This window comes from Pseudomonas sp. WC1 (assembly GCF_050586565.1).
Taxonomy (GTDB): Bacteria; Pseudomonadota; Gammaproteobacteria; order Pseudomonadales; family Pseudomonadaceae; genus Aquipseudomonas.
This window is the reverse complement of the sequence record NZ_JBOBDQ010000068.1, coordinates 21734-29069: the sequence shown is the minus strand read 5'-3', so window position 1 is coordinate 29069 and position 7336 is coordinate 21734. Positions and strand designations below refer to the sequence as shown.

Here is a 7336-nt window from a genome sequence, read left to right as displayed (position 1 = left end):
AGTCAGAATCGGGCATTTAGTCCCACCACCCCTTCAAGTCTAACCATACAAGCGGGCTTACCCTGCCCTCAACGCAACCCCAACGGCCCCTTCAGAAACTCATACAAGCCCGCCGCACTCTTGCGATAGCCATCGGCTGTCAGATGGACAAGATCAGGCCGCGCCAGCCCCTGCGCCTGCCAGCCGGCGATCGAACACGGCCCGCCCATGAAGCCTTGCCAATCCCAGAACAGCGCCTTGTGCTTGCGCGCCATCTGCTTCTGGATACGAATCACCGAGGCCAGCGGTTGCGGCTGGCGCGCCGCGCAGCTGCGCGCCTTGCGCTGCTTGATCGAGTCCGGCGGGCCGACCAGCAGGATCGCCGTCTGCGGCAGGTCCTTGCGCAAGCCCGTGAGGGTCGCCTCGAGCTGCGCCTGGTACAGCGCCAGGTCGAGCTTGTCGTCGAACGCCTCGTTGGTGCCGTAGGCCAGGATCACCAGGTCCGGCCGCACGGCCTTGAGGCTGTCGCGCCAACCCGCCTGCCACTTGTCCACCACCTCCAGACGCGCGCCGTTGATGCCCAGCGTCGAATAGGTCACCCCGGCATTCTTCTGCCCCTGCAGGTACCAGCCACCCAAGGCGACGCCACGGCCCCCTTCCACCGTCAATTGCACCGGCAGGCCGACATTGGCGAACGCCGGGCTGAAGCGCCACTGGCCATTGCTGGCCGGCAACACCCGACGCTGGCCGCCATTGACCAGCAGGCTGGCACTCCCGCTGGACTGGTACAGCGCCGAGACCTTGTAGCGCTGGCGGTCCTCGTCACGCGCCTGCAGCATCACGCTGGAACGGTTGGCCTGCGGCAGCGACAGGTAGCCGCCCAGCGGAAACTGATGGCTCTGCTGGTTGCGCGCCGACACCAGCTCCCACTGGCGCTTCTCGCTCTTGATGATCACCCGGTCGTTACGGATCCCCGGCACCGGCGAGGCCGGCACCAGGCCAATGCCACCGTCGCCGTAGCGTGCCTGCAGCAGGCGGCGCAGCTCGCCGCTGAACAGGTCGGCGGCGGTGTGCGAATCACCCAGCTGGACGATGGCAACCGGGGCACGCCCGGCATTGCGCAGCTTGCCGGCGAGCAGGGCGACGTTGCCGTCCTGGCGGCTGGCGGGCGCGGCGGTGGGCCGCGCCGCGGGCTGGGCGCTCACGCTGTTGGCGCCGGTGCTGCAACCCGGCGCGGCGCTGATCAGCAGGGCCAGGCCCAGCAGGTGATGCCATTGGCGCATCTCAATGTCCTGTTACGGTCAGGCCTGGAAAGCTGATCAGAGACAGTATCTGCTCGGCGATCATCTTCTGGCCTGTGATGGTGAAATGAATGCCGTCGTCGACCCGCACCTTCACCCGCTTGCCCTGCGCGGTCTGCACCGTGTACGCGAAGCTGGCGTCGGCGTAGCCGAGGATCGGGTTGGCCGACACGTAGTACTGGCCGTACAGCGCGGTCTGCTCCTGGTAGAGCCCGCTGAGGTAACCCATGGCGGTGGACAGCCGTGCCTTCTCCATGTTCGGCGGCCCGACCCAGATAACCTGCACGTTGTGCGTGCGAGCCTGCTCGAGGATCGAATCGATCCGGGCGCGATAGGCCACCTCCCATTCCGGCGACTTGAAGCGCAGGAACGGCTTGCCTTTGCCCTGGGGCATGTCCCACGGGTCGTTGGGGCCGAGGAACACCACCATCAGGCGCACGTTCGGTTCGTGGTCGAGGGTCTCGGCCACGGTCTTCGGCCAGTTGAAGAAGCCCGGGTAGGCAAGGCCGGTGCTCTGCTTGCTGAGGTTGACGGTGCGGATCTGGTAACGCTTGCGCAAGCTGTTGGCCAGGTGCGGGGCAACGCCCTGCATCAGCGAATCGCCGACCAGGAACACCTCGTCACCAGCGACCAGGGAGGCCACGGTGCCCGGTTGCAGCAATACCGGCGCCGGGGCTGGTGCTGGAGTTGCCGCTGGCATTGGCGCTGACGCCGGCACTGCCGCGACGGACGGGGTTACAGCGACGGGCGCGGGCACGTGAACAGGCGCCGGCGTGTGCGCCGCACCGTGCGGCAGCGGTTTGGCCAGCGCCGCCGGGGTCTGCAGGTCGACCGTGACCACCGGCATCGGCGCGGGCAGGACCTCGGGCAGCGGCGCTTCGGCTACCTGCGGCGCCGGCTGCAGGCGCTCGAGCAGGTCGTCACGGCGGGCCTCCAGCAGCGCCGTCAGTTGCGCCCCCGTACGCCAGGCCGGCATCTGGCCCAGCAGCGGGATTTCGCAGCTCTGGTGGTACTTCTGCTGGCAGTAGAGTTTGATCGAGTCCTGGTTCAGCCAGAACAGCAGCGCGGTGGTGACCACGATCGCGTACAGGCCACGGGCAGCGCCCATCTGTACCTGGAACAGCTGTTTGCTATCAGAAGCTTGCATAGATGAACCCCGGCACGCCCGACTGCGAAGCGAAAATCACCAGCGACACACCGACCCCGAGCGGGATCGGATACAGCTGCCACGGCAGGCGCTGGAAGGCCGCGCCACTCTGGCGCAGCAGCGCGAGCCATTGTGGATAACTGGCCACGAACAGCACGCAGGCCAGCAGCATCAGGCCAGTGACACTGTTCAGGCCCGCCAGGCTGAGCTGGGCGATGTCGCCGAGCATCTCCAGTGCGCCCTCCAATGTCGGGCTGCGGAAGAAGATCCAGGCAAAAGCCACGTAGTGGAAGGTCATCAACCGCGCCAGCAAGCCCGATCCCGGCAGATTGGCGAACCCTGGGCACCACTGGCTGAACAGCTTGGAGATGGCCAGGCCCATGCCGTGCAGTGCGCCCCAGATGATGAAGTTCACGCTCGCCCCGTGCCACAGCCCGGACACCAGCATCGCCAGCAGCATGTTCAGGTTGCCGCGCCATACGCCCTGGCGGTTGCCGCCCAGCGGGATATAGACGTAGTCGCGGATGAAGCGCGACAGGCTGATGTGCCAGCGCCCCCAGAACTCCTTGAGGTTGTGTGCGGCATACGGCGCGTCGAAGTTGTCCGGCAGGCGGAACCCCAGCAACAAGGCGATGCCGGTGACCAGGTTGGTGTAGCCGCTGAAGTTGAAGTAGATCAGCAGGCTGTAACCGTACACGCTCAACAGTACCTGCTCGGGGGAGGCGCTGCCCGGGGTGTCGAACACCGGGTCCACCCACTCGCTGCCCAGCCAGGCACTGAGGAAGAACAACTTGACCACCGCCATCGCGATCAGCCCCAGTGCCCGCTGCGGCTCCAGCACCTGGCGCATGGCTGGCGGGCGGATCTGCGGCAGCATGTGCAGGGCGCGGTTGACCGGCCCGGCCACCAGGCTGGGGAAGAACGCCAGGTACAAGGCCAGGTCCAGCGGCGCCGACGGCGTCAGCTCGCGCCGGTTGATCGACACCAGGTAGCTGACCGAATGGAAGGTATAGAACGACAGCCCGATCGGCACCAGCACTTCCAGCAACGGCAGCGCCACGTCGAACCCGGCGGTGGCCAGTGCGGCCTGCGCGCCTTCGACGAAGAACGCCTGGTACTTGAACAGGTAGAAACAGCCCAGCACCAGCGTCAACAGCAGCACGCGGCTAAACCAGCGTCCAGGGTAGCGCCCCGCCAGCAGGCCGAGCAGGTATACCAGCACGCTGTAGCCCAGCAGGATGTAAAGCGACTGCAGGCTGAAGCTGGCCACCAGGCCATAGCTGGCCGTCAGCAGCAGCAGGTTCTGCAGCCGGACACTCCAGCACAGGCTCCAATAAAGCAGGAAGAACAGCGTGAAACAGAGGCCGAATTCGATCGAGAGGAAGCTCACAACGTAGTCCATTACATGACGTCGGGGAGGGAAGCCGCTGGCCCACGGGCCAGAGCGCGCGGATTATGGCAGAGGGCCGCCACCCCCACAATTCCATTGCTTCGCAGATTGCAAGATGGCTCACATCGAACAAGTGCAACAAAATGCGACGAACGATAACCCTGCGTAATTTGCTCCCCCTGCCCCGCTCTGCTAGTGTCGCGCCGTTCTGAACACCACCGAGACCGTCGCCATGGCCCGCAAAAAAGCCTCCATCGATTTCGAACAATCCCTCGCCGACCTGCAAGCCCTGGTCGAGCGCCTGGAGAACGGCGAACTGTCGCTGGAAGAGTCGCTGGCCGCCTTCGAGCAAGGCATCGCCCTGACCCGCGATTGCCAGGGCGCCCTGGCCCAGGCCGAGCAGAAGGTGCAGATCCTGCTGGAGCGTGACGGCGAGCTGGCCGCGCAGCCATTCGATGCGGAGCCCGAGGCATGATCGCCCAGTACCAGGCGAGCGCCCAGGCCCGGGTCGACGCGGCGCTCGAACCGTTGTTCCAGGCTCCCGCCAAGGAGCTCGAGCGCCTCTATGCCGCCATGCGCTACAGCGTGATGAACGGCGGCAAGCGCGTGCGCCCGCTGCTGGCCTACGCCGCCTGCGAAGCCTTCGGCGTACCGGCGGAGCAGGCCAACGGCGCCGCCTGCGCGGTTGAGCTGATCCACGCCTACTCGCTGGTACACGACGATCTGCCGGCCATGGACGACGACGACCTGCGCCGCGGCCAGCCGACCACCCACAAGGCCTTCGACGAGGCGTGCGCGATCCTCGCCGGCGACGGTTTGCAAAGCCTGGCCTTCAGCGCCTTGCTCGATCCGCGCCTGAGCCCGCAGCCCGACGCCATCCGCCTGCAGATGGTCCAGGCCTTGGCCAAGGCGGCCGGCCCTGCGGGCATGGTCGGCGGGCAAGCCATCGACCTCGGTTCGGTCGGCCTGAAGCTCGACCAGAAAGCCCTGGAGTACATGCACCGGCACAAGACCGGCGCGCTGATCGAAGCCAGCGTGCGCCTCGGCGCCTTGGCCAGCGCCCGCGCCGGGCAGGTCCAGCTCGATGCGCTGCAGACTTATGCACAGGCCATTGGCCTGGCGTTCCAGGTGCAGGACGATATCCTCGACGTGGAGAGCGACACCACCACCCTGGGCAAACGCCAGGGCGCCGATATCGCCCGCGACAAGCCGACCTACCCGGCCCTGCTCGGCCTGGAGGCGGCCAAGGCCTATGCCCTGGAGCTGCGCGACCAGGCGCTGGCCGCGCTGGCAGGCTTTGGCGAGAATGCCGAGCCACTGCGGGCGCTGGCCCGCTACATCGTCGAACGCCGCCACTGATCAGCGCCGCTGCCGACACACCAGCGCTCACGGACAACGCGATACCTGGGGGAGCCGGCTTGCCGGCGATGGGGTGCGCCGCAGCCCCCGCTCAACACCCGACTGAATGGGCAGCTTTTCCTACAATGGGGTAAACTGCCGCGTCTTCACACCTATAACGACTCGCCTGATGCCCACGACGTTTCAAGAGATCCCCCGCGAACGCCCGGTCACGCCGTTGCTGGACCGCGCCGACACGCCCGCCGGCCTGCGCCGGCTGGCCGAAGCCGACCTGGAGACCCTGGCCGACGAGCTGCGCCAGGACCTGCTCTATACCGTTGGGCAGACCGGTGGGCATTTTGGTGCGGGCCTGGGCGTCATCGAGCTGACGATCGCCCTGCACTACGTCTTCGACACCCCGGATGACCGGCTGGTGTGGGACGTCGGCCACCAGGCCTACCCGCACAAGATCCTCACCGGTCGGCGCGAGCGCATGCTCAGCCTGCGCCAGAAGGACGGCATCGCCGCCTTCCCGCGCCGCAGCGAGAGCGAGTACGACACCTTCGGCGTCGGCCACTCCAGCACCTCGATCAGCGCCGCGCTGGGCATGGCCATCGCCGCCCGCCTGCAGAACGACCCGCGCAAGTCGATCGCGGTGATCGGCGACGGCGCGCTGACCGCCGGCATGGCCTTCGAGGCGCTGAACCACGCCCAGGAAGTCAACGCCGACATGCTGGTGATCCTCAACGACAACGACATGTCGATTTCGCGCAATGTCGGCGGCCTGTCCAACTACCTGGCCAAGATCCTCTCCAGCCGCACCTACGCGAGCATGCGCGAAGGCAGCAAGAAAGTGCTGTCGCGCCTGCCCGGTGCCTGGGAAATCGCCCGCCGCACCGAGGAGTACGCCAAGGGCATGCTGGTGCCGGGCACGCTGTTCGAGGAGCTGGGCTGGAACTACATCGGCCCGATCGACGGCCACGACCTGCCGACCCTGATCGCCACCCTGCGCAACATGCGCGACCTCAAGGGCCCGCAGTTCCTCCACGTGGTGACCAAGAAGGGCAAGGGCTTCGCCCCGGCCGAGGTCGACCCGATCGGCTACCACGCCATCACCAAGCTGGAGCCAGCCGACAAGCCGGTCGCGCCGAAGAAGACCAGCGGCCCGAAATACGCCTCGGTGTTCGGCCAGTGGCTGTGCGACATGGCCGCCGCCGACAATCGCCTGGTGGGCATCACCCCGGCGATGAAGGAAGGCTCGGACCTGATCGACTTCAGCGAACGCTACCCGGAGCGCTACTTCGACGTCGCCATCGCCGAGCAGCACGCGGTCACCCTGGCCGCGGGCATGGCCTGCGAGGGTGCCAAGCCGGTGGTGGCGATCTACTCGACCTTCCTGCAACGCGCCTATGACCAGCTGATCCACGACGTGGCGGTACAGGACCTCGATGTGCTGTTCGCCATCGACCGCGCCGGCCTGGTCGGCGAGGACGGCCCGACCCACGCCGGCGCCTACGACCTGTCCTACCTGCGTTGCATCCCCGGCATGCTGGTGATGACTCCGAGCGACGAGAACGAGCTGCGCAAGATGCTCAGCACCGGCCACCACTACAAGGGCCCGGCCGCCGTGCGCTACCCACGTGGCACCGGCCCCAACGCGCCGATCAGCGGCGACCTGGAGCCCCTGGAAATCGGCAAGGGCGTGGTCCGCCGCCAGGGTGGCAAGGTTGCCCTGCTGGTGTTCGGCGTACAGCTGGCCGAAGCCCTGCAGGTGGCCGAGCAGATCGACGCCACCGTGGTCGACATGCGTTTCGTCAAGCCTCTGGACGAGGCGCTGGTGCTGGAAATGGCCGCCAGCCATGAGTTGCTGGTGACCATCGAAGAGAATGCCATCATGGGTGGCGCCGGCGCAGCGGTCGGCGAGTTCCTCGCCCGCGAAGCGGTGGTCAAGCCGCTGCTGCACCTGGGGCTGCCGGATATCTATGTCGAGCACGCCAAGCCTGCGCAGATGCTGGCCGAGTGCGGGCTGGATGCGGCAGGGATCGAAGCCTCCGTCAAAACCCGAATGGCCAAGCTCGGCCTGTAAGGCCATATCTCGGGGCAAGTCGCATCGGCGCACCGCCGCTCCCACGATAACTGCGTGGGAGAGGGGGTGCGCCGATGCGACTTGCCCCGCGATTG

General features: G+C 66.9%; 6 protein-coding genes. 3 read left to right on the top strand and 3 right to left on the bottom strand.

Features of this window, described 5'->3' with window-relative positions; all coding sequences use genetic code 11:
- Nucleotides 1-68: 68 nt before the first annotated feature.
- From ACQ4OD_RS23480 to ACQ4OD_RS23470, 3 genes are read right to left on the bottom strand one after another with little or no spacing between them, the layout of a single operon-like run.
- A complete protein-coding gene (locus tag ACQ4OD_RS23480; RefSeq protein WP_198754404.1) occupies nucleotides 69-1262 on the bottom strand; it encodes an SGNH/GDSL hydrolase family protein in 1194 nt (397 codons plus the stop codon).
- A gap of 1 nt (nucleotide 1263) precedes the next feature.
- Nucleotides 1264-2427: a DUF459 domain-containing protein gene (locus ACQ4OD_RS23475; RefSeq protein WP_430945014.1), complete on the bottom strand. Its 1164-nt coding sequence runs from the start codon at nucleotides 2425-2427 to the stop codon at nucleotides 1264-1266.
- Complete coding sequence (locus tag ACQ4OD_RS23470; RefSeq protein WP_430945013.1) at nucleotides 2414-3829, bottom strand: MBOAT family O-acyltransferase; 1416 nt, start codon at nucleotides 3827-3829, stop codon at nucleotides 2414-2416. Before ACQ4OD_RS23470 ends, ACQ4OD_RS23475 begins: the two co-directional genes overlap by 14 nt.
- Before the next feature lie 220 nt (nucleotides 3830-4049).
- Here ACQ4OD_RS23470 and ACQ4OD_RS23465 point away from each other — a divergent pair, with 220 nt between their 5' ends.
- From ACQ4OD_RS23465 to dxs, 3 genes are all read left to right on the top strand, one after another.
- A complete protein-coding gene (locus ACQ4OD_RS23465; RefSeq protein WP_011531978.1) occupies nucleotides 4050-4292 on the top strand; it encodes an exodeoxyribonuclease VII small subunit in 243 nt (80 codons plus the stop codon).
- Complete coding sequence (gene ispA, locus ACQ4OD_RS23460) at nucleotides 4289-5176, top strand: (2E,6E)-farnesyl diphosphate synthase (RefSeq protein WP_139668164.1); 888 nt, start codon at nucleotides 4289-4291, stop codon at nucleotides 5174-5176. Before ACQ4OD_RS23465 ends, ispA begins: the two co-directional genes overlap by 4 nt.
- A gap of 169 nt (nucleotides 5177-5345) precedes the next feature.
- The gene (dxs, locus tag ACQ4OD_RS23455) at nucleotides 5346-7241 is read left to right on the top strand and encodes a 1-deoxy-D-xylulose-5-phosphate synthase (protein ID WP_258599547.1); all 1896 of its coding nucleotides are present in this window, start codon (nucleotides 5346-5348) and stop codon (nucleotides 7239-7241) included.
- Nucleotides 7242-7336: the final 95 nt, after the last annotated feature.

Excerpts from the sequence above, each read along its gene's own strand:
- ACQ4OD_RS23480 (WP_198754404.1), bottom strand. The coding sequence starts at position 1,262 with ATGCGCCAATGGCATCACCTGCTGGGCCTGGCCCTGCTGATCAGCGCC.
- ACQ4OD_RS23475 (WP_430945014.1), bottom strand. The coding sequence starts at position 2,427 with ATGCAAGCTTCTGATAGCAAACAGCTGTTCCAGGTACAGATGGGCGCT.
- ACQ4OD_RS23470 (WP_430945013.1), bottom strand. The coding sequence starts at position 3,829 with ATGGACTACGTTGTGAGCTTCCTCTCGATCGAATTCGGCCTCTGTTTC.
- ACQ4OD_RS23465 (WP_011531978.1), top strand. The coding sequence starts at position 4,050 with ATGGCCCGCAAAAAAGCCTCCATCGATTTCGAACAATCCCTCGCCGAC.
- ispA (WP_139668164.1), top strand. The coding sequence starts at position 4,289 with ATGATCGCCCAGTACCAGGCGAGCGCCCAGGCCCGGGTCGACGCGGCG.
- dxs (WP_258599547.1), top strand. The coding sequence starts at position 5,346 with ATGCCCACGACGTTTCAAGAGATCCCCCGCGAACGCCCGGTCACGCCG.